Here is a 20,485-nt window from a genome sequence, read left to right on the forward strand (position 1 = left end):
TATTTAGTTCGACACTTTTGACTCTTCGATTTTCTCACGAAGAACCATTTGTAGGATACCACCGTGACGGTAGTAGTCAATTTCAACTTCACTATCGAAACGAGCTACTACTTCAAATTGTTTTTCGTTGCCATCTGCATCAGTTGCAACTACTTTTACAAGATCACGTGGTCTAACTGTTTTGTCAATTTGAATTTCAAATGACTCGTTACCAACAAGGCCTAACGTTTCAGCGCTATCGCCATCTTTAAATTGAAGTGGTAATACACCCATTAATACTAGGTTACTACGGTGAATACGTTCGAAGCTTTCTGCGATTACTGCTTTAATACCTAATAAGTTTGTACCTTTCGCAGCCCAGTCACGAGAACTTCCCATACCGTAATCTTTACCAGCAACAACTAGAAGACCTGTGCCATCTTCTTTATATTTCATAGCAGCATCATAGATTGATGTTACTTCACCAGTTGGCCAATATGTTGTGTATCCGCCTTCTGTTCCTGGTGCGATTTGGTTTTTAATACGGATGTTCGCGAATGTACCACGCATCATAACTTCGTGGTTACCACGACGAGAACCGTAAGAGTTAAAGTCAACAGGTTGTACGCCGTTTTCTAATAAGTAGCGTCCTGCTGGTGTATGCTTACCAATTGAACCTGCTGGTGAAATATGGTCTGTCGTTACAGAGTCTCCAAATTTACCAACTATGCGTAAATCTGATAACGTTTCAACTTCACCTGGCTCTTTAGATAATCCTTCAAAGAACGGTGGGTTTTGAATATAAGTTGAATCATTATCCCAAGTATATAAAGCTTCATTTGAAGTTTGGATTTCATTCCAGCGCTCATTGCTGTTAAATACTTGTGCATATTCTTTCTTGAACAGTTCAGATGTAACAACGTTTTGAACTACATCTTCAATTTCTTTAGCTGATGGCCAAATGTCCTTGAAGTAAACAGCATTGCCATTTGCATCTTTACCGATTGCATCATTTTTCAGGTCAATATCAACAGTACCTGCAAGTGCATATGCCACAACAAGTGGTGGTGATGCTAAGTAGTTTGCTTTTACAAGTGGATGAATACGACCTTCAAAGTTACGGTTACCAGATAAAACAGATGTTACTAATAAATCGTTTGCTGCGATTGCTTCTTCTAATTCCTCTGCTAACGGACCAGAGTTACCGATACAAGTCGTACAACCGTAACCAACTGTTTGGAAACCTAATTGATCTAAATATGTCGTTAAACCTGATTTATCTAAGTACTCAGTAACAACTTTAGATCCTGGTGCTAATGATGTTTTTACGTACTCAGGTACTACAAGCCCTTTTTCAATTGCTTTCTTCGCAACTAAACCTGCCCCAATTAATACGTATGGGTTTGATGTATTTGTACAGCTTGTAATTGCAGCGATTGCAATTGCACCTGTTTTCATCGTTACTTCTTTATCTTCTAATGTAACCTTCACTTCTTTATCGAACTCTTGCTCATTAAATCCAAGTCCTTGTGTTCCAACTGGTGCTACAACAGCTTTATGGAACGCATCTTTCATATCTGAAAGTGGAATTAAATCTTGTGGGCGTTTCGGTCCAGAAAGGTTAGATTCGATTGTATTTAAATCAATTTCAACAAGATCAGTGTAAATTGGATCTTTGCTGTCTGCTGTATAGAATAAACCATTTGCTTTACAGTATTCTTCAACAATGCGAATTTGCTCTTCATCTCTACCTGTTAAACGTAAGTATTCTAATGAAATATCGTCAATTGGGAAGAATCCACAAGTTGCACCGTATTCTGGTGCCATGTTTGAAATTGTTGCACGGTCAGCTAAAGGCATGCTCTTTAGTCCATTACCGAAGAACTCAACGAATTTACCAACTACACCTTTTTGACGTAATACTTGTGTTACTTTTAATGCAACGTCAGTTGCTGTAGTACCACTTGGAAGTGTACCAGTTAATTTCACACCGATTACTTCAGGTACTGGGAAGTATGAAGGCTGTCCAAGCATTCCTGCTTCCGCTTCAATACCACCAACGCCCCATCCAAGAACGCCGATACCGTTAATCATTGTTGTATGTGAGTCTGTTCCAACTAATGAATCTGGGTATGCAACTAAGTCACCTTCAGCATTTTTCACAGCATGAACAACTGGTGCTAAATATTCAAGGTTTACTTGGTGTACAATACCTGTAGCTGGTGGCACTGCGCGATAGTTATCAAATGATTTTTGTGCCCAGCTTAAAAATTTATAACGTTCTTCATTACGTTTAAACTCTAAGTCCATGTTGAATGCAAGCGCGTCTGCCGTACCCGCTCTATCAACCTGTACAGAGTGATCAATTACAAGGTCTACAGTAATTTCTGGATTAATTTTATCAGGATCCCCGCCCATATCTGCCATTGCTTTACGAAGCGAAGCCAAATCTACAACAGCTGGAACACCAGTGAAATCTTGTAAAATTACACGAGATGGTTTAAATGGAACATCGATATCTTGCACATCTTTCGTTCCCCATTTCGCTAAATTTGTAACATGTTCTTCTGTAATTACACGTCCGTCTACTTGACGAAGTACTGATTCAAGTAAAACTTTCACGGAATATGGTAATTGAGATACGTTGCCAACCCCTGTATTTTCAAGCGCTTTCAAATCATAATAATGATACGTTTTTCCATCTACTTCAAAAGTTGCACGTGATTGAAATGGATTATGTTTGACCATTATGTTTCCCCCCTGTTAAACGTGGCTAAGTTGTCTGAATATAAAATGTAGACAAACTTTTCAATACCTTACGATAATATCTTATTACAACTTTCTAAATAAGTAAATAATAAGAAACTTATAGATTATCATAAGTTTTCTTTATGTTTCTAAATTTGAATAGTGTTCACGCTCCTTATGAATACTATTACCATAAAGTAAAGTGCTCTATTAGTGCTTTACTTACAGTTCATACATACTATGAACTGCTCATCATTCAACATACAAAAAATATTATAGAGGTGAAATAAAATGGGTAAAAGAAAAGCAAATCATACTATTTCAGGAATGAATGCAGCATCTGCACAAGGACAAGCAACTGGTTACAATGAAGAATTTGCAAACGAACCTTTAACTCCAGCAGAGCGACAAAATAATAAAAAACGTAAAAAGAACCAGTAACGAAAAATCCCAAAAGGCATATTTTCCTTTTGGGATTTTTTCTAATGTTTATAACGTAGTAATTCCGAAACCGTTACAAATCGATATCCTTGTTTTTTCAGCTCAGGTAAAATTTTTGCTAGCGCTGCTACTGTTTGACTACGATCATTTCCTCCATCATGTAATAATACAATATCTCCACTTTTAGCATTTTTCACTACATGATTTACAATGGATTCAACCCCTGGATTCGCCCAATCACGTGGATCTTGATGCCACGACCATAGAACAGTTTGATAACCAGCTTCTTTCGCTGTTTTAAATACAGCATCGTTAATATATCCGCCAGGCGGACGGAATAGTAAAGGTTCTTTCACCCATTTTTTAAAAAATTTCTTTCCATCTAAAATATCATTTTCTAATTTTTCATCTGATGAATTACTCGCATACAAATGGTTCATCGTATGATTTCCAATTTCATGTCCCTCTTTTAACACTTGTTTCACTAAATATGGATTACGCTGAACTCGAAATCCAATCATAAAAAAAGTCGCTTCTGCTTTATATTGACGTAATAAATGTAAAATTTGTGTTGTATAAGTCGGATCTGGTCCATCATCAAATGTAATGGCAATAATCTTTTCATTATTAGGTACTTCCCATGTTACATAGCCAGTTGGTTCTAGCTCTTTTCTGAGCAACATTTTCGCTTCCACTTTTTCCACTTGAAATATATGTACTGCGCATAATAAAGAAAAAACCACTAAAAAAATTTTCTGTTTTAGCATAATGTTCATTAAAGTAGGAGGTTGTCGAATACACAACAACCTCATTTACTTTTCTAATTGATCTACATTTCGCATAATGTTTTGGAGATTATTTTCGTATTGCTCAAGTTGTGGACGTTGTGTTTCTGAAGCTACTTCTAACGCATTTTGAATCTGTTCATACGCTTCCTGAACCTCTTGGCGTAATTCTTTTAGATCATGACCGTAGTTTGGATCATTTTTCACAATGTTGTTAAATACATGTTCTGCTTGTGTAACTCCTTGCTGCGCTGCTTGAAAAGCTTGTTGTTTATCTTTATGATATGGCATTATATAATCCCCTTTCCATAATAGTTAGTCCCATTTATCTTTACCTTTTTTTCTAAAAACATTCTCGTATAAATTTGCAAACTTCTCTCATTCTAAAGAGAAAGAGGAGGTGTCACATACAATGGGAAAAAACAATCGTGAAGCGAAAGAAAAAAAGGGACAACCTGAACCATTAAGCGGATCTCATAAAGTAAAAAACCGTAACCATTCACGCCAAAAAAATCATGCACATCATGATATGTAAAACAAAAGGCTCACACTAGCTACCTTTGCCACATACAATGTTTATATTTTTATATTTTTCCATTTATTCTTCACCCCTACTTCATTCATGCATAACATAGTATGAATTGAGATTTTACGGAGGGTGTCTTACATGGGCAAGAAAAAGAAGGATTGTCTTTTTCATGTTGATGGTTTCGAAGAATGGATGGATCAATTTTGTTCTGATTCTTGTAGTAACTTTAGTTTCCCAAATCAAATTCATATTGATCTTTGCGAAACTGAACAAGAGTACATTTTGGAAACAGATGTACCAAATGTATCCGAACAAAATGTAGTTATTAAAAAGATGGAGACAGGCCTAAATATTTGCATACTTCATAATAATAGTTCTTTGCAACGGATCATTCCTTTACCCGCTACTATTATTTATAAGAAGATGCTAGCCTGCTTAGAGAATGGATATTTAGCCATTCATATTTCCAAAAATGAAGTTGCTAATAAACATGAAAAAAAAGTTCTTTTTCAAATTGAGAATTAAAATAAAGTAAAGCTTTAATCAATGGGAGTTTTACTGCCCGCAAATAGCGGGATAAAGTGAAACTTTAATCAGTGGGGGCTTCATCCCCCACTGATTATTAGTTGAACCAATCGGGCTTTTACGGGCAGTTGATCCCCCACCTAACTTCTTTGCTTTCGCTGAATTTTTAGGTGGGGGTTCTTACTGCCCGTTAATGCGGGATAAATACAAAAATAAGCCCCAGTCATCTGCTGGGGCTTATTTTATTTCGCATGTAATTCTAAATTACAATTTCTATCATATCTTTTTTTCAATAAACCTTTTGTAACTACAAGTACAGGAAATGCTACAGTTGAAAATATAGCTAGTGCTGAAAATACTACAAACCCATTTTGATACCCGTAGTAATCGAGAAGCACTCCCCCAAACCATGGACCAATTACTGCTCCAATCCCTGAAAATCCCATTGCTCCAAAATATGTTCCTTTTAAATGTGAAACAGCTATATCATCAATAAATACATCTGTCATGGAAAACATTAAAACTTCTCCAATTGTAAAAATAATTGTGCAGACAGCAGCACCTAGCGTAGATTCTACTATTCCAAATCCAAACAATCCTCCGCTCACAAATAAAGTTCCCACCATAATCGATGTTAACGGTGTATACTTTTTACATATTTGAATAACAGGGTATTGAATTACGACTACAACAATCGCATTTAAAGCTAATATATACGAAAACAATGTCACTCCATCCTGAAATATATGTGCATTTGCAAAATATTGAGATACTGTTGTCGTTAAGTGTGAAAAGCCACAATTACTCAAAATAATACCGACTAAAGCAACTAAAAATACGACATCCTTTCGCAATATACGAACTACATTTAACATTGTGACAGGCTTTTCTGTATTCACTTTCTTTTTTTCAATTGGATACTTTTTAAATTGGAACGCTAATATAGCTGTATATAGAATGTATACTCCAGCTGCTACTAAAAAAGGAATTGTAGATTTTGCACTTCCAATCTGTAACCCGACAAGTGGGCCAATCGCTACTCCAACATTTATTGCACCGTAACGCAAATTATATACGAGTAAACGATACTCTGGTTTCGTTAAATCTGATAATAATGCTCTTGACGTCGGCTCAAAAAAAGATCGGCATAATCCATTTAAAGCATTTAATAAAAAGAAACTTAAAACATGATTTGCAAATGAAAAACCTATAAATACAAACACCCAAACGATCATGGACCATATTATAATCATGTTTCGGCCGAATCGATCCGATAAATTCCCTCCGATAAAACTAGCAAACACTCCAACAAGTGCACTCGTTCCGATAATAGCACCCGTCATTCCAGCCGATACGCCTTTAACAGTCGTTAAATAAATTGCTAAAAAAGGAATACTCATTGACGTGGCGAACCTCGCAAATAAAGTACCTATTATAATTGTCATTCCAAGCGGATGAATCTGTTGTAACTTCCCCTTCATCTCTAACCTACTCTCCCTTTTCCTACAAAAAAAAGAAAGCAAAGGATCTGCTTTCTTTTCCCTTTTTATACTTGAGATGTTTGTACCCGAGCTGTTCTCGTTATGTCCATATCAATTCCATATGTAAACTGTAATTCCTTACAAACATCTTTAATTAAAATCACGACATTATACGTTTCATTAAATTGTAAAACTATGCTTTCTACTTCTTCGTATGTATACTTATATTCTCCTGTAATGACACTTTTTAAATCAAAGCATTCATTTATACAAAGTTGTACAAGCAGCTGGTCATATTTCTCTATTACATCTTCTTTCTTCCACAGTAACTCTTTTACATATAACCGATCAAACTTTACACTTTCTCGATTACAATCCGTTAAAATCCGGGTCATTTCATTTAATTCTCGATACAATTCAGAAATATTTTTGCTTAAACTAAGAAGTTTATTTACGCCGTTTTCATATAACATATTCATTCCACCCCCGCATTTTCTTTTTCTTATTATAGCAAGAAAATTCTAAAAATAGTTTCTTTCTTCTGAAATATTAGGAAACTAATTTCAATTGCTTTACAATGAAACTAGTGAACGCGAAAGGGGAAAGAAAATTGGAGCAAAAATTATATTACACTGACGCTTATAAGCAAGACTTTACTACAAAAGTTATAAAGCAAGATTATGATAAAGACGGTAACTTATACGTCGTTTTAAACGAGACCGCATTTTATCCGACAGGTGGCGGACAACCGCATGATACTGGCACATTAAATGATATCGATGTAATCAATGTAGAAGAGGTACATGGAGAAATTCTTCACTTCATTGTAGAAAAATTACATACAGAAGAAGTAGAAGGTAAAATCAATTGGGAGCGCCGTTTTGATCATATGCAGCAACATGCGGCTCAGCACATTTTATCTGCTGCTTTTTGGGACCATTTTAACATACCTACGATTGGATTCCATCTCGGAAAAGAAACGGTAACAATTGATTTAGAAACAGAAAATCTTCATGCGGAAACGGTTGAAAAAGCAGTACACATTGCAAACAAAATTGTATTTGAAAACCATCCAATCCGCCCCCTGTGGATGAACTTAGAAGAAGCAAAAGCATTACCCCTTCGTAAAGAACCGACTTTATCAGAAAATATACGTGTTGTAATTATCGAAAATTACGACTACAACGGCTGTGGCGGAACGCATCCGAAACGTACAGGTGAAGTAGGGCCTATACAAGTGCTTAGCTGGGAACGCAATAAAGGTGGCATACGATTAACGTTTATCGCTGGCTGGCGCACACTAAAGTTAATGGGGCATCAGCAACAAATTATAAAGGATGTTTCTAAACAATTAAACAGTAGCGAGAGTGATATTCCAGAAAAAGTAGCACAACTTCTTACTTCTCAAAAAGAAAATGAAAAAGCAATACAAACAATGAATGAAAAATTATTATTTGCAGAGGCAAATGAACTACTTCAACAGCCTACGGAAATACATGCCGGCATACTTATTTCTAAAGTATTTACAAATCGTTCTATGCAAGAAATCGCAAAGCTTTCTGCCATTATTACAGAACAACAAGAGCATGCCATTACATATTTCGTTATTGAAAATGAGGACAAACTACAATGCATCCTCGCTTGTGGAAAAACAGTCACGCTCGATATGAATGCTCTTTTAAAAGAGGCACTTCCTACAATTGAGGGAAAAGGTGGCGGAAATAAAAAGAGTGCGCGCGGCGGCGGAAAAGCGCTTATGACTGGGGACAAGTTTTTAAATCAGCTTGTTTCTTCTTTACAGTCGGCAGTATAAAACATGTTTATGAAGGATAGCTAACTGCTATCCTTCAACTATATTTACAAGCCTATATTTTGTTTCAAGCCTTGATAACTCCCTGCACTTGCAAAACCTTCACTTATAAGAGTTATAAAAGTTTCCGAAAAACCATATTGACTTAAATCTTTAATCGGTACCATTTGCACATCTTGAATTGGATTATGATCAAACTCATTAGAAGGTAGCGTAATTTCACCTTCAATCCTTTCAAGCAGAAACGTAATATGTAATAAAGATGGACTAGCATCTGGTTTATCACAAACATAGAGTAGCTTCTTAATTTTAACTTCTAATCCTGTTTCTTCTCTCATTTCTCGAATCATCGCTTCTTCTAACGTTTCACCATTCTCTACCCTTCCCCCAGGTAAAGACCAATTACGATTAGCAACTTTTTGCTTTACTAGCAATACTCTTTCATCTTCAATTAAAATTCCCGTAACACGAACTTGCATTACACTTTCCATATGTAATCTCCTCTTCCCGTTATATTTACAAATTAATCCTTCCACAAAAAGAACATATGTTTTATAATTAAAGAAAATTATGGAAGAAAGAAGTTGTTACATCTATGCGTCCACCTTTAACAAAGTCTATATCACTTGAAGATTTCCAAAACTTTTATTGGTTAAAAGCAGAACTCCAAACATTTTGTCGTGAGCATAGTTTGCCAGCTAGTGGCTCTAAGATTGAAATAACCGAGCGTATCTCACATTATTTACATACTGGTAAAATATTAAAAAACAGCTCTCGTCAAAAGGTGAGTAAAGCTTCCCTCTCTTATAAAGAACTTTCTCTTCAAACAATTATTACTAACAATCACCGCTGCAGCGAAGAAGTTCGTGCTTTTTTCAAAGAAAAAATCGGAACAAACTTCCGCTTTACAGTAGCTCTTCAAAAGTTTTTTAAAGAGAATGTCGGAAAAACATATGAAGACGCGCTAACGTTTTGGTATGAAGAAAACGAACGAAAAAAAGATCCTACATACAAAACAACTATTAGCGCGCAGTTTGAATACAATCGTTTCACTCGCGATTTTTTCGAAGATCCAAATAATAAAGGAAAATCAAAAGCTGATGCTATCGCTGCTTGGAATGAAATCAAAGCAAAGCCTGGTAGTAATGCTTATGTTCCTCAAAAAGTAGAAAACTAGTTCCTTGCTAGTCTTCTACTTTCTCAAATATTAGCGCAAGCCCTATTCCACCACCAATTCCTAACGTCGCAATTCCATACTTCATATGCTCTCTTTTCGCTTGATAAAACAAACGTGTCACAAGCATAGCTCCAGATGCACCGTACGGATGACCGAGCGCAATTGCACCACCATTTACATTTAATTTTTCGAAAGGAATTTGTAACTCCTTTGCACAAGCAACAACCTTTGAAGCAAATGCTTCATTTATTTCAAAATAATCAATGTCCTCTACTTTCATATTCATTTCGTTTAATAATTTGTTCACCGCAAATATCGGACCCGTCCCGGGAAGATTTGGATCCACTCCAACTACAGCACTACGAACGAAACGAAGAACAGGCTTGTATCCTAATTTTCGGGCTTGCCCCTCTTCCATTACAAGAACGGCACATGCCCCATCATTTACACCGCACGAATTGCCTGCCGTTACTGTACCATTTTGTAAAAATGCAGGCTTTGTTCTTTTAATCATTCTTTCATACTTCATTTCTCGTTTTATAGCTTCGTCTAAGGATCCATTAAACGAAAATATTTCATCTTGTAAATATCCATTTTCTAATGCTTGCAGTGTCCGTTTATAACTAAGACAAGCATACTCGTCCTGCATTTCTCGCGTTATATTATAACGCTCTGCAACATATTCAGCCGCTACTCCCATATTAGGATCTCCAATTGTTTCTGGTGAAAATCGCGCTCTATTTTGAAAAGGTGATGTACTTGTACTCTCTACTCCTCCTGCAATATAACAATTACCTGCCCCGCCTTGAATGAAATGACACGCGGTGCGAATCGCTTCCAATCCGGCACCACATTGCCGGTCAATCGTTACACCAGGAATATGATAGCCAAGTCCTGCTTCTAAAGCAGATAATCTCGCAACATTCCCTCCCGGCCCAACAACATTCCCTAATATAACATCGTCTATTTCTCTCTCAATTCCTTTACTTAAAAACGTAAGAAGCGGCGTTACTAATTGCTGAACTTCATAATCTTTAAACATCCCATTCTTCTTACCAATAGGTGTCCTTTTTGCTTCTACAATAACCGCTCTATTCATATATCTTCTCCCGGTGTTTAATCATATTTTTTGCTGCAATACGAGCGATTTTCCCGCTATCTGTATACGGTATTTCATCTACAAAATGCCATTCTTTCGGTATTTTAAACGAGGATAATCGTTGTAAGCAAAAACTTTTTAATTGTTGCCTCGTAGCACTTCCTTTTACGATGGCGACAGGTTTTTCACCCCAGTAACTATCTTTCACACCAATTACAACTATTTCATCAACAGCTGGGTGTTCATGTAATACACTTTCTATTTCTTCTGGAAAAATATTAATTCCTCCAAATAAAATCATGTTCTTCTCTCTACCCACTATGTATATAAAGCCTTCTTCATCTTCATAACCTACATCTCGCACTGTCATCCAGCCATCCGTAGTCAACTCTGGAACTAAAACCTTATCCAATATGTAGCCCATAAAAAACTGATCACTTTTCACATAAACAGTTCCTATCTCGCCTTTCTGTACTCCTTCTCCTGCTTCGTTACGTATTCGAACTTGCACATTGTGACAAGGTTTTCCTACTGAATTTGGCCTTCTATCGCTCTCTTCATCAACAAGTGCTGTTACAAAACTTAGTTCCGATGCACCGTAAAATTCATATTTTTGCGCATAAGGAAATATACTCTTTATTTTTTCTTTCGCTTCAGCTTCCCATTTCGCTCCTGACGAAATAATTTTCATCCCATTTTCTATTACTCTCTTTTCTTTATATAAAGATTCTAGCATTGTCGGAACTGTATACATGACCGAAATATTTTCTGTTTCTAACTTTTCCAGTACTTGATCTGGAATAAACTTTCTCATAATATGCACCGTTTGCCCTACATATAATGCACTTATTGCGCCGTATAAAAAAAGAGAATGAACGAGCGTCCCAGCTATGAAAATAGAATCTTCTTTTTTCATATGAAAGTCATGTATATTGCAATCAAAACTATGAACCCACGATTGTTGTGCACGTAAAAATGCTTTTGCCTTTCCAGTCGATCCTGATGTAAATCCCATATAAAACGGAGCATGTTGTACATCTTTTACAGGGGCATATGCAGGCAGAGAGTTCTCTATCATTCTTTTCCACTCATCAATTTCAATTACTCTTCCTTCTTTATCCGGTAAATCCTTTACCTTATATCGCTCTGTCACAATCATAGCCGGATTACTGATCGCAATTCTTTCTTTGAGCTCATTCTGTTTCCACTTTATATCTAACGGCACACAAACCCATCCGGCCATAGCAGCACCAGCAAATAGTTGTAAAAACTCCATACTATTTTCTAATACAATTGCTATCGTTTTATTCTGCGATTCTTTTTCATTCAACCAGTTTGCTACTTTACATACTGACTCAAACCATTCTTTAAATGTTAATACTCGATCATTTTCCTTTATTGCTATTTTATTTGTTTGTAAAGAGGCATACTTTTTATATTTTTTTGTAATCCCCATTTGAGACGTCCTTTCTTTACAAAATAATAAAAAGAAACACGCAATGAACGTGTTTCTTCTCTTTCTTATCCCGCATTTGTATATTTCCCACTCTTGAGAGCAGGCGTAATAATATGTTTCAATGAACGATGTAATTTCGTTACAAGAATTGCTGATATAATCGCTTTTATGCAATCACCTGGTAAAAATACGGCACTTACTTTCATCGTCTGCCATATAGAAACATCCATAAAGAAAGCTTGTACAATAATACCAAATACATAAACTACGAAAATACCACCAATTATATTAATACATAATACCTTTATTATAGAAACTTCACGTAAACGCTCAATTAAATAACCAATGACAAACGCTCCAACGATATAACCAAGTAAATATCCTGCACTTGGCCCAACAAATACGCCTGGACCACCGCGTCCACCAGCAAGTAATGGTGCTCCAACTCCAACTATAAGTAAGAAAATAAGCTGACTTAACGCACCAAGACGTGATCCTAACAATCCACCAGCAAGCATAACACCGAGTGATTGTAATGTAATCGGAACTGGTGTAATAGCAAGAGCAATTGGGGGTATTAATCCTAACACTCCCATAATAGAACTAAATAAAGCGACGAAAACTAAGTTTTTTGTATTCATATTTGCTTCTCCTATTTGTAAACTTAAAATGATTTTTAGGTAACATATTATAGGAGTTATATTATCTTTCTATTTAGTCTTTGTCAACTTATTTCAAATATAGGTTTACAAATATTTTTTCAATTATTTCTCTTTATGCAAATGCTCAAGTTCTTTCCGAAGCGCCTGTTTTAAAAACTTCCCAACAGATGTTTTCGGAATTTCCTGCATAAATACAATATCGTCTGGTAACCACCACTTCGCAAACTGTGGTTTTAAAAATTCATATAGTTCTTCTTTTGTAACAGTGCTATTTGCCTTTTGTACAACGCAGGCAACCGGACGCTCTTGCCATTGCGGGTGTGGAACTGCAACAACGGCCGCTTCAAATATAGCATCATGTGCCATTAAAGCATTTTCAAGGTCAACAGAGGAAATCCACTCGCCTCCGCTTTTAATAACATCTTTCGTACGATCAACAATCTTTACGCAGCCTTCCTCATCGACTGTGACAACATCTCCTGTATATAACCAACCATCACGAAAACCTTCGACCGTACGCTCATCGTTATAATAGCTTTCAGCGATCCATGGCGCTCGTAAACATAATTCTCCCATCTCCGTACCATCCCACTTCACTTCACCATTTGTACCGACTACTTTCATCTCTACACCAGGGACAAGATATCCTTGTTTTGATCGGATTTCTAATTGCTCTTCATACGATAATTCTGTTTCATAACTTTTTAAGCGTGCCAATGTTACTACTGGACTTGTTTCAGTCATACCGTATGCATGCACGAAAGGAACATTATATTTTTGTTCAAATGCTTTAATAATACTTTTCGGTGCAGCTGCACCTCCACATACTATTCGACTCATACTAGATAAATCATAACTATTATTTTCTAACTCTTGTAAAACACCGAGCCAAATTGTCGGCACACCCGCAGCTATCGTTACTTTTTCAGATTGAATCATTTCTAATAAAATTTTCGGAGTAAACATCGGCCCCGGAAGAACTTGTTTTGCCCCAAACCAAGTAGCAGCAAAAGGAAGTCCCCAAGCGTTCACATGAAACATTGGCACAATCGCCATTGCTGCATCACTTTCCGATAAAGCTGTCGTATCCGCTAACCCGAGTGCCATACAGTGCAACACCGTACTACGATGCGTATATACAACACCTTTTGGGTTTCCTGTAGTCGCTGACGTATAACACATACCAGCAGGTGTATTTTCATCAATATCTTTTACAAATTGGAAAGTTGGATCGCCTTCTTCTAATAGCTTTTCATAATGATATACAGGTTCTAGCGTAGTATTGGGAAGTTCATCTTTATCAGTCATAATAATGTAGGCTTGTACAGTTGATAATTGTGATTGAATATTTTCAACAAGTGGTACGAGATCTTCATCTATAAGTAGAATTCGATCTTCTGCGTGCTGAATAATATATGAAATATGTTGAGGAGATAAACGAATATTAATTGTGTGTAACACGGAAGCAATACCAGGAATAGCAAAATACGCTTCCACATGTCGATGATGATTCCACGCTAACGTTCCTATACGCTCGCCTTCTTTAATTCCTAATTTTTTTAGCGCACTTGAAAGTCTTCTCGTCCTTTCACCTAACTGCTTATACGTTAACGTCGTAACTGTATCATGTGTCCGTGAAACAATTTCTTTCTTCGAAAACAGTTTCTCTGCTCTTTCCATCATAGAACTAATTGTTAGCGGTACATTCATCATCATATTGGTTACATCCCCCTTTAAAACGTTTTCATTTTTTGTTTATTATAACAGACTTCTACAAATGATTACGACATTTTTCTGTATTTTCTGAATTATTTCTTTGGAAATAATTCAGAAAATACTAAGAGAAAATATATTAAAATTCCTTCTTACGATATATAAATACCGAAATGAAATAAGAGAAGATATATATGATAACGCCAAATATTGTATATAGAATTGAAACGTATACAGATGAATTTAAATTTGATATTGGAAATTGTTCTATTAGATATCCAATTACACCTTGTAATCCAAAATAAGTAACAAGTCCCCCACATGCGCCTCCAATTGTAATAGCATCAGATTTTTCTGCTCCAAAAACATAGAGAAGCGGATAAGCTATTGCTCCGGCATTAAGAATGATGAACGTCCCTAAAGAAACACTCTTAAATATACCATCATCAATTGGTGTATCTGAAACTAAACCATGTACATAAAATATGCCATACGATAATAAAGTACCAATAATTACAACTAAAAAATAGAAAAGATAGTGACTTTGTACAATATTATTTCTAGTAACCGGTAAAGTAAGTACATATTTTTCATACCCCGACTTACTCTCATATTTAATAACTTCAAGTGCAGGAATCGCAGCAAATAAGATAATGAACGTAGCAATTAAACGGTACATTGAAGCATTACCAAAATAAAAAACAAATCCCGCTCCTAATATCGCTATTCCCATGAACATAAAGAAAGTTCGATACACTAGATAAAAGTTTGTCAATAATAAACCTTTCATTTATTTTTCACTCCTCGTTAATAAAACACTTATTTCTTCTATCGAAATGGTTCTATGAGCAATCCCACTTGGTAATTTATGCACATCTGATACAAGTACATTGAAATAAGAACCATTATTCCTTTGCACCACAACTATATCTTTGTTGATTAAAGTTAGTTGTTCCTCATTAACATCTACAATGGCATAATTGTCCAAAACCTTATCCTTTTCTTCATTCAATAAAATTTCTCCATCTTTTATAACGATAAGGTGGCTAGCGATTTTTTCTACATCACTCATAATATGAGAAGAAAGTAATATACCACCATTACTTTTACTCACAAAATTTTTTAATTCCTCTAACACCTCCTCCCTAGACGAAGGATCAAGACCTCCTGTCGCTTCATCTAGAATTAATAATTTTGCATTATGCGACAATGCAACAACTATAGATAGTTTCATCGACATTCCACGGGAAAATCTACCTACTTTTTCATTAGTAGGTAAAGAGAAAGAATGAACTAATCGGTAAAAATTTTCTCTCTCCCAAGATTCAAACATCTTTTCAAAAACCTTATTTAGTTGTTTTATTGTAAGATGAGCCGGTAGATTCATAGCATCAAATACGACTCCAATCTTCCCCTTATTCTTGGCATCTTTATTTATATTTTCTTCACCAAATATTTTTACTGTACCGCTATCTTTAAAAATTAATTCTAGTACTGTTTTAAATGTTGTTGATTTACCTGCCCCATTGTCACCAATGAATCCAACAATTGCCCCTGATGGCACATTGAATGTAACATCTTTTAAAACAACTTTGCTTCCAAATGATTTACTTAAATTTTTAATTTCTAGAATGTTTGACATCATTTCACTCCCATCTTAACTTTTAATAAAATTGATTTTCTCCTATTAAAAATTATCCACTTTATCTCTCACTTTCTTTTTTAGTTTAAAAATAATACGATTGCTATATTCTTTATTTTCTACTAAAATTCGATACATCTCCCACACTCCTACAACACGAACAAAAAGATAGACTCCAATCGCAATAAGTACAACACAGTACGGATAATACTGCACTAATTCTCCTGAAGTGATATGCTTTTTCTCAAACAAAAACGGGATTGCGCCTGCGGCTATAAAACAAAATCCAACAATCATCACTGCCGCATACTTCTTCTTAATAGTCGCATATCTTTTTGTCAATTCTTTTAGAAAGTTTTGATCAAATAATAGTTCTTGCTTTGTCAATACATTGTATCGACTCTCTTCTATCGTTACAGGTACCATCATCGCTCCAATTCCAAGGACAGCAATGATAATAACAAGAAATGTCGACATTGTTGCACTTTCCTTAAATAGTAAATACGGTATTGTCGATAAAATGAGCAAGCTAAATCCTAACGCGATATATTTAGAAATTTTTTGTCCATACACTATATACCCTTCTGCCATTTCCTTACTTACGTAATAGCCATCCACATTTTCATTACTTTGCCCAGCTGTTTCTTTTAATAAATAGTCGAGTGATACTTCAAATACATTTCCAATCATTATTAACTTTTCAGTTTCAGGAAAACCTTGACCATTTTCCCATTTACTAACCGCTTGCCTTGTCGTGTTTAATTTCTCAGCTAACGCTTCTTGAGAAAGGCCCTTTTCCTTTCTTAATTTAAAAAGCTTTTCACCAAATCCCATATGTGTGCCCCCCTTTGTTTTCTTAACTAAATTGTATATAAACATTGCCCTTATCTCTATCTTTCTGCGGTTGCACTTTGTCAACTTACGGTTGCGATTGTGTTATTTAGCGGTTTTGTATACGATTTAGCTATTTTTCTTCTAAGATTATGGCGTTACTAAACCACCCTCTCCTAATAACCAATTATAACAATTAAAGGTAATTGTTGTTATAAAAAACTAAAAACTCCCTTATTTATTTAAAGGAGTTTTTAATATGAAATATTCCAAGAGGGGCTGTTTCTCCTTCCTCCTATTCTCTCACAATTTCTTCTATATATTTTTATGTGTCATATAACGAACTATGTACAGTATATGTTTTCATCTCTTTATCTGAGGCATACTCATATATATGTAAAATATTACTCTTATTAACTTCCCTAATAAAACCACTGCTCAAGAATCATAACGGCTTCTGCTTAAACTTTTCGTAATGTCGCACTTTTAATAAAAGGATATTCCCGCAATCTGTACAAATATAAGCATCTACTGGTGAAGATGTGAACATCGTCTCCTTTTTCCGTATTTGTGCATAACCGACAAACTCACCTTCTCCTATATTTTGAGAACCACAATTAGAGCATGTCTGCACGTCTTTCTGTTTCATGAGAGCACCACCTTTAATCTGTTTCTACTCCCTTCGACAGTCCACTTCCATTTCCCTTCCAAAAAACCTCTTATTCTCTTACATTTCAACAGGAATCTCCAAACAAACATCGTATATGTACTATGAAATATATTTATTGACGGGGGAATCTCATGAGTACAATTATGACAATCAATACCGCACAAGAAATTGAAAACGCAGAAATACATATGCTTTCTTCTAGATTAGCACTACTACAAGCAATGGACGGAAATCCAATGCAAGTACAAATAAAAAAGTTCGAGAGTGCCACTGCCTTTTCATCAAAAGTAATTGCTGGTCCTGCTTTTAACACAGTCAAAGGCGTTACCTTTATAAATACAGATGAGATAGATGCGATTATCTCTTATTATCAATCACTACAAATTCCTTGCCGTTTTGAAATTACACCAGCACAAGGTACAGCTGAATTATTTCAATACTTATCTGAAAAAGGATTTTACCAATCTAGCTTCCATACCGCTTTATATAGTAAACCAAAAGAAGATCCATCTCTTCTTCCTTCTAACATTTCAGTACGCAAACTAAAAGAAAATGAGTTTGATATTTTTGCTGACATATATGTACGTGGTTTTAACATGCCATCCTTTACAAAAGATGGCGTGCGCCAAAATAACGAAATTCTTTATAATAAACCAGGATGGCATTTTTTCATAGCTGAAATTCAAAACACTCCTGCTAGTATAGGAGTTCTCTTTATAAATAATGGTGTTGCTTCATTAGCTGCTTCTGCTACTTTGCCAGAATTTCAGCTTAAAGGCTGTCATACTGCATTAATTCAAAAAAGAATTGAGACAGCTATTGAATCCAATTGTCATTTAATAGTTGGGCAAGCAAGGTTTGGTAGCAGCAGTCAAAATAATATGGAACGTGCCCATATGAAAATTGCTTATACAAAATCCATATGGACTGCAAAAGACATGTAATTTACATTCTTTCTCCTTCCATTACAATCTTATACATTCTATGACAATTCCTTTTCTACCCTATTAATCATTTGAATATTCAAACTAAATTTGTTACGCTATTACTAGATACATCATTCAACTTGCAATATGAAAAGAGAATTCTAATCAAACTACAAGGAGGAGAAATGTATGACTAAACATGATCATGGTTTAAAAGAAAAAGTAGAAGGTGCCATTGATAAAGTAAAAGGCGAAGTAAAGGAAGTTGTTGGGAAAGTAACTGACAATAAAAAATTACAAGCTGAAGGAAAATGGGATAAAGTAAAAGGCACTGCTAAAGATACAGTTGGTAATGTAAAAGAAAAAGTCCATGAATATCAAGAACACAAGAAAGAAAAATAAAAAAGAGCCCATCGGCTCTTTTTTATTTCCCTTCACTCTTCTCTAACACATACAAATCTTCTTCAATATTAGATAGTTTCTCTGTTACAAGCTTTCTAGCATCTCCAATTGCTTGATTGTATGCAAATGGTCCTACTAATTTAATCATTTCTTCTATTAATCGCTCTGCTTGGAAACGTCCAATTTCATCTAAATCTTCTTCAACGAAAAATTGCTGAATTTGTGCCACAAGCTCTTCTTTTTTATCATTTGGTATTTTTATATTCATCATCATTTGTTACTCCTCTATATTTAAGTTAGTCCGTTTCTTAACTCTACCATAGAAAAACGATTTCCAGGACAACTTTTTGTAACGCCTTCTAGCTCCCTATGACCGAGTATATTTTCTTTCTTTATAGCAAACTGCTTCATAAACATTTTACATAAAGAATACAATGCATTCATTTGTGCAGAAGTTGGATCATATTTATCAAAATTACCCGTCATACATATTCCAATTGTATCTCTATTATTTTCTTTCGCATGTGCTCCAATATGTAAACCTCGCCCTTCAACTACAGTTCCATCTTCTTCAATAAAATAATTGTAACCGATCCCGCTCCACCCTCTTACTTTTTGATGAAATTCATGTGTTTTATACACATCCCATCCATCTTCGGATGTATGGTGGATAATCAGTTTATTAACTTTCTCTAAAGGAACTAATTCATCTTGAAATGTTAAATTAATACATTTAATTTCCATTCGAACATCCTCCCCTTACAAATCAATGATCATAATTGTTTTATCATCTGGTCTTATTCTCTTTTCCCCTTCTAGCTGTTCAATAATTGCTACATATTCACTTATACTATTCTTTCTTATATATGCAACAGTTTGTTCAAGTGGCCAATCTGGGTGGTATACTCCGTCTGAACAAATAAAAATCCCGCTCACTTCATCTATATGTAGTTCACCATGTTGTAAATAATGTATCGCTTCTTTCATTCCATTTGCAACGGAATATCCGCCCTGCATATTTGCAAGATAACGATTGTATTTTAACTGTTCTTGCACATCTTGAAAAACATGTTCTTCTGGTACAGATAACCCTTTTTTACGATCTTCTTCTCTCTTCTTTTTTGCTCGTTTACTAATTCCTTCAACCGTGTCTTGCGTTAATACTTGCATCGTTCCATTTTGAAGTATTGCAACAATCATACAGTCTCCTAACTGTGCGTATTCAATTTTCTCACCATTTATTTGAACTGCCGCAATACATGTACACCACAAATGCTCTTTCTTTCTCGTGTCTACTTCATATTCTAACATTTTGCTTTGCAATGCTTCATTTGCTTTTGCAACGGCAACTTGTAAACTATGAGTTTCTCGTAATGAAGTAAAATAACTTGCAAATAAATGTGAAGCGATGTATGCTCCATTATGTCCCTTTTCATCACGAAACGGGACGAGCGGTGTTGCACCATCACATACACCATACATCTTTTTTTCTTCATTACAAAAATAAGAATCCTCACATTCTTGCTTCAACGGGCTTTTCTGTTGATACGTTTTTATCCTCATATCTGTATCCCCTTTCAAATGATAAAATACTCGAATTTTTTTGATT

The 20,485-nt window shown here is 35.3% G+C and carries 24 protein-coding genes; 7 read left to right on the forward strand and 17 right to left on the reverse strand.

Features of this window, described 5'->3' with window-relative positions; translation table 11 throughout:
- Positions 1-3: 3 nt before the first annotated feature.
- Positions 4-2,727: an aconitate hydratase AcnA gene (acnA, locus tag DN392_RS13885; RefSeq protein WP_064057576.1), complete on the reverse strand. Its 2,724-nt coding sequence runs from the start codon at positions 2,725-2,727 to the stop codon at positions 4-6.
- 291 nt (positions 2,728-3,018) lie between these two features.
- On the opposite strand from acnA, the gene sspO reads away from it, so the two are divergent.
- On the forward strand, positions 3,019-3,168 hold the full coding sequence (gene sspO / locus DN392_RS13890; RefSeq protein ID WP_000518050.1) for a small acid-soluble spore protein O: 150 nt from the start codon (positions 3,019-3,021) through the stop codon (positions 3,166-3,168).
- A gap of 41 nt (positions 3,169-3,209) precedes the next feature.
- Here the strand turns inward: sspO and pdaB are convergent, their stop codons facing one another.
- Positions 3,210-3,935 carry a polysaccharide deacetylase family sporulation protein PdaB gene (gene pdaB, locus DN392_RS13895; RefSeq protein ID WP_096001630.1) on the reverse strand — a complete coding sequence of 242 codons (726 nt, stop codon included), beginning with the start codon at positions 3,933-3,935 and terminating at the stop codon, positions 3,210-3,212.
- Between the two features lie 45 nt (positions 3,936-3,980).
- Entirely contained in the window at positions 3,981-4,244 is a 264-nt protein-coding gene (locus DN392_RS13900; protein WP_071743425.1) for a hypothetical protein, read from the reverse strand.
- 121 nt (positions 4,245-4,365) lie between these two features.
- Here DN392_RS13900 and DN392_RS13905 point away from each other — a divergent pair, with 121 nt between their 5' ends.
- Both DN392_RS13905 and DN392_RS13910 read left to right on the forward strand, forming a co-directional pair.
- On the forward strand, positions 4,366-4,488 hold the full coding sequence (locus tag DN392_RS13905; RefSeq protein WP_000517650.1) for a small acid-soluble spore protein P: 123 nt from the start codon (positions 4,366-4,368) through the stop codon (positions 4,486-4,488).
- 132 nt (positions 4,489-4,620) lie between these two features.
- Positions 4,621-5,007 carry an Hsp20/alpha crystallin family protein gene (locus DN392_RS13910; protein WP_000516738.1) on the forward strand — a complete coding sequence of 129 codons (387 nt, stop codon included), beginning with the start codon at positions 4,621-4,623 and terminating at the stop codon, positions 5,005-5,007.
- 242 nt (positions 5,008-5,249) lie between these two features.
- Here DN392_RS13910 and DN392_RS13920 read toward each other — a convergent pair whose 3' ends face one another.
- Both DN392_RS13920 and DN392_RS13925 read right to left on the reverse strand, forming a co-directional pair.
- Positions 5,250-6,488, reverse strand: coding sequence for an MDR family MFS transporter (locus DN392_RS13920; protein WP_071743422.1), 1,239 nt, complete (start codon positions 6,486-6,488; stop codon positions 5,250-5,252).
- Between the two features lie 65 nt (positions 6,489-6,553).
- The gene (locus tag DN392_RS13925) at positions 6,554-6,961 is read right to left on the reverse strand and encodes a hypothetical protein (protein WP_071743420.1); all 408 of its coding nucleotides are present in this window, start codon (positions 6,959-6,961) and stop codon (positions 6,554-6,556) included.
- A 137-nt stretch (positions 6,962-7,098) separates the two neighbouring features.
- Between DN392_RS13925 and DN392_RS13930 the strand changes: the two genes are divergently transcribed.
- Positions 7,099-8,301, forward strand: a complete 1,203-nt coding sequence (locus DN392_RS13930; RefSeq protein ID WP_000435904.1) for a serine-tRNA(Ala) deacylase AlaX — start codon at positions 7,099-7,101, stop codon at positions 8,299-8,301.
- Positions 8,302-8,345: 44 nt separating this feature from the next.
- Here the strand turns inward: DN392_RS13930 and DN392_RS13935 are convergent, their stop codons facing one another.
- Complete coding sequence (locus tag DN392_RS13935) at positions 8,346-8,789, reverse strand: NUDIX hydrolase (protein WP_048565889.1); 444 nt, start codon at positions 8,787-8,789, stop codon at positions 8,346-8,348.
- A gap of 104 nt (positions 8,790-8,893) precedes the next feature.
- On the opposite strand from DN392_RS13935, the gene DN392_RS13940 reads away from it, so the two are divergent.
- The gene (locus tag DN392_RS13940) at positions 8,894-9,475 is read left to right on the forward strand and encodes a DUF6434 domain-containing protein (protein ID WP_071743418.1); all 582 of its coding nucleotides are present in this window, start codon (positions 8,894-8,896) and stop codon (positions 9,473-9,475) included.
- A gap of 7 nt (positions 9,476-9,482) precedes the next feature.
- Here the strand turns inward: DN392_RS13940 and DN392_RS13945 are convergent, their stop codons facing one another.
- The 8 genes from DN392_RS13945 to DN392_RS13980 form a co-directional block, all read right to left on the reverse strand.
- Positions 9,483-10,574 carry an acetyl-CoA C-acyltransferase gene (locus DN392_RS13945; RefSeq protein WP_001077975.1) on the reverse strand — a complete coding sequence of 364 codons (1,092 nt, stop codon included), beginning with the start codon at positions 10,572-10,574 and terminating at the stop codon, positions 9,483-9,485.
- Entirely contained in the window at positions 10,567-12,030 is a 1,464-nt protein-coding gene (locus DN392_RS13950) for an acyl-CoA synthetase (protein WP_088321569.1), read from the reverse strand. The genes DN392_RS13945 and DN392_RS13950 overlap by 8 nt, the downstream gene beginning before the upstream one ends.
- Positions 12,031-12,095: 65 nt before the next feature.
- Positions 12,096-12,671: a biotin transporter BioY gene (locus DN392_RS13955; RefSeq protein WP_001093322.1), complete on the reverse strand. Its 576-nt coding sequence runs from the start codon at positions 12,669-12,671 to the stop codon at positions 12,096-12,098.
- Between the two features lie 123 nt (positions 12,672-12,794).
- Complete coding sequence (locus tag DN392_RS13960; protein WP_064057581.1) at positions 12,795-14,408, reverse strand: long-chain fatty acid--CoA ligase; 1,614 nt, start codon at positions 14,406-14,408, stop codon at positions 12,795-12,797.
- A 136-nt stretch (positions 14,409-14,544) separates the two neighbouring features.
- Entirely contained in the window at positions 14,545-15,195 is a 651-nt protein-coding gene (locus tag DN392_RS13965) for an ABC-2 transporter permease (RefSeq protein WP_088321570.1), read from the reverse strand.
- Positions 15,196-16,047, reverse strand: coding sequence for an ABC transporter ATP-binding protein (locus tag DN392_RS13970; protein WP_088321571.1), 852 nt, complete (start codon positions 16,045-16,047; stop codon positions 15,196-15,198). It abuts the gene before it with no gap.
- Between the two features lie 45 nt (positions 16,048-16,092).
- The gene (locus tag DN392_RS13975) at positions 16,093-16,881 is read right to left on the reverse strand and encodes a helix-turn-helix domain-containing protein (RefSeq protein ID WP_000505630.1); all 789 of its coding nucleotides are present in this window, start codon (positions 16,879-16,881) and stop codon (positions 16,093-16,095) included.
- 442 nt (positions 16,882-17,323) lie between these two features.
- Entirely contained in the window at positions 17,324-17,527 is a 204-nt protein-coding gene (locus tag DN392_RS13980) for a hypothetical protein (protein ID WP_000810209.1), read from the reverse strand.
- Between the two features lie 152 nt (positions 17,528-17,679).
- Here DN392_RS13980 and DN392_RS13985 point away from each other — a divergent pair, with 152 nt between their 5' ends.
- A complete protein-coding gene (locus DN392_RS13985; RefSeq protein WP_000104263.1) occupies positions 17,680-18,492 on the forward strand; it encodes a GNAT family N-acetyltransferase in 813 nt (270 codons plus the stop codon).
- 171 nt (positions 18,493-18,663) lie between these two features.
- Positions 18,664-18,876: a CsbD family protein gene (locus DN392_RS13990; protein WP_000160411.1), complete on the forward strand. Its 213-nt coding sequence runs from the start codon at positions 18,664-18,666 to the stop codon at positions 18,874-18,876.
- A 22-nt stretch (positions 18,877-18,898) separates the two neighbouring features.
- Here DN392_RS13990 and DN392_RS13995 read toward each other — a convergent pair whose 3' ends face one another.
- Genes DN392_RS13995 through DN392_RS14005 form a run of 3 tightly spaced genes read right to left on the reverse strand, consistent with a single transcriptional unit; the run spans position 18,899 to position 20,439 of the window.
- Positions 18,899-19,150, reverse strand: coding sequence for a DUF2164 domain-containing protein (locus tag DN392_RS13995; protein WP_001983516.1), 252 nt, complete (start codon positions 19,148-19,150; stop codon positions 18,899-18,901).
- A gap of 17 nt (positions 19,151-19,167) precedes the next feature.
- On the reverse strand, positions 19,168-19,620 hold the full coding sequence (locus DN392_RS14000) for a peptidoglycan recognition protein family protein (protein ID WP_000402951.1): 453 nt from the start codon (positions 19,618-19,620) through the stop codon (positions 19,168-19,170).
- Positions 19,621-19,635: 15 nt separating this feature from the next.
- A complete protein-coding gene (locus DN392_RS14005) occupies positions 19,636-20,439 on the reverse strand; it encodes a protein phosphatase 2C domain-containing protein (RefSeq protein WP_064057583.1) in 804 nt (267 codons plus the stop codon).
- Between the last annotated feature and the right edge of the window lie 46 nt (positions 20,440-20,485).

Source organism: Bacillus sp. BB51/4, from assembly GCF_008368845.1.
GTDB classification, from domain to species: Bacteria; Bacillota; Bacilli; order Bacillales; family Bacillaceae_G; genus Bacillus_A; species Bacillus_A wiedmannii.

Coding starts and splice junctions, on each gene's coding strand:
- acnA (WP_064057576.1), bottom strand. CDS start 2,727: ATGGTCAAACATAATCCATTTCAATCACGTGCAACTTTTGAAGTAGAT.
- sspO (WP_000518050.1), top strand. CDS start 3,019: ATGGGTAAAAGAAAAGCAAATCATACTATTTCAGGAATGAATGCAGCA.
- pdaB (WP_096001630.1), bottom strand. CDS start 3,935: ATGCTAAAACAGAAAATTTTTTTAGTGGTTTTTTCTTTATTATGCGCA.
- DN392_RS13900 (WP_071743425.1), bottom strand. CDS start 4,244: ATGCCATATCATAAAGATAAACAACAAGCTTTTCAAGCAGCGCAGCAA.
- DN392_RS13905 (WP_000517650.1), top strand. CDS start 4,366: ATGGGAAAAAACAATCGTGAAGCGAAAGAAAAAAAGGGACAACCTGAA.
- DN392_RS13910 (WP_000516738.1), top strand. CDS start 4,621: ATGGGCAAGAAAAAGAAGGATTGTCTTTTTCATGTTGATGGTTTCGAA.
- DN392_RS13920 (WP_071743422.1), bottom strand. CDS start 6,488: ATGAAGGGGAAGTTACAACAGATTCATCCGCTTGGAATGACAATTATA.
- DN392_RS13925 (WP_071743420.1), bottom strand. CDS start 6,961: ATGTTATATGAAAACGGCGTAAATAAACTTCTTAGTTTAAGCAAAAAT.
- DN392_RS13935 (WP_048565889.1), bottom strand. CDS start 8,789: ATGGAAAGTGTAATGCAAGTTCGTGTTACGGGAATTTTAATTGAAGAT.
- DN392_RS13940 (WP_071743418.1), top strand. CDS start 8,894: ATGCGTCCACCTTTAACAAAGTCTATATCACTTGAAGATTTCCAAAAC.
- DN392_RS13945 (WP_001077975.1), bottom strand. CDS start 10,574: ATGAATAGAGCGGTTATTGTAGAAGCAAAAAGGACACCTATTGGTAAG.
- DN392_RS13950 (WP_088321569.1), bottom strand. CDS start 12,030: ATGGGGATTACAAAAAAATATAAAAAGTATGCCTCTTTACAAACAAAT.
- DN392_RS13955 (WP_001093322.1), bottom strand. CDS start 12,671: ATGAATACAAAAAACTTAGTTTTCGTCGCTTTATTTAGTTCTATTATG.
- DN392_RS13960 (WP_064057581.1), bottom strand. CDS start 14,408: ATGATGATGAATGTACCGCTAACAATTAGTTCTATGATGGAAAGAGCA.
- DN392_RS13965 (WP_088321570.1), bottom strand. CDS start 15,195: ATGAAAGGTTTATTATTGACAAACTTTTATCTAGTGTATCGAACTTTC.
- DN392_RS13970 (WP_088321571.1), bottom strand. CDS start 16,047: ATGTCAAACATTCTAGAAATTAAAAATTTAAGTAAATCATTTGGAAGC.
- DN392_RS13975 (WP_000505630.1), bottom strand. CDS start 16,881: ATGGGATTTGGTGAAAAGCTTTTTAAATTAAGAAAGGAAAAGGGCCTT.
- DN392_RS13980 (WP_000810209.1), bottom strand. CDS start 17,527: ATGAAACAGAAAGACGTGCAGACATGCTCTAATTGTGGTTCTCAAAAT.
- DN392_RS13985 (WP_000104263.1), top strand. CDS start 17,680: ATGAGTACAATTATGACAATCAATACCGCACAAGAAATTGAAAACGCA.
- DN392_RS13990 (WP_000160411.1), top strand. CDS start 18,664: ATGACTAAACATGATCATGGTTTAAAAGAAAAAGTAGAAGGTGCCATT.
- DN392_RS13995 (WP_001983516.1), bottom strand. CDS start 19,150: ATGATGATGAATATAAAAATACCAAATGATAAAAAAGAAGAGCTTGTG.
- DN392_RS14000 (WP_000402951.1), bottom strand. CDS start 19,620: ATGGAAATTAAATGTATTAATTTAACATTTCAAGATGAATTAGTTCCT.
- DN392_RS14005 (WP_064057583.1), bottom strand. CDS start 20,439: ATGAGGATAAAAACGTATCAACAGAAAAGCCCGTTGAAGCAAGAATGT.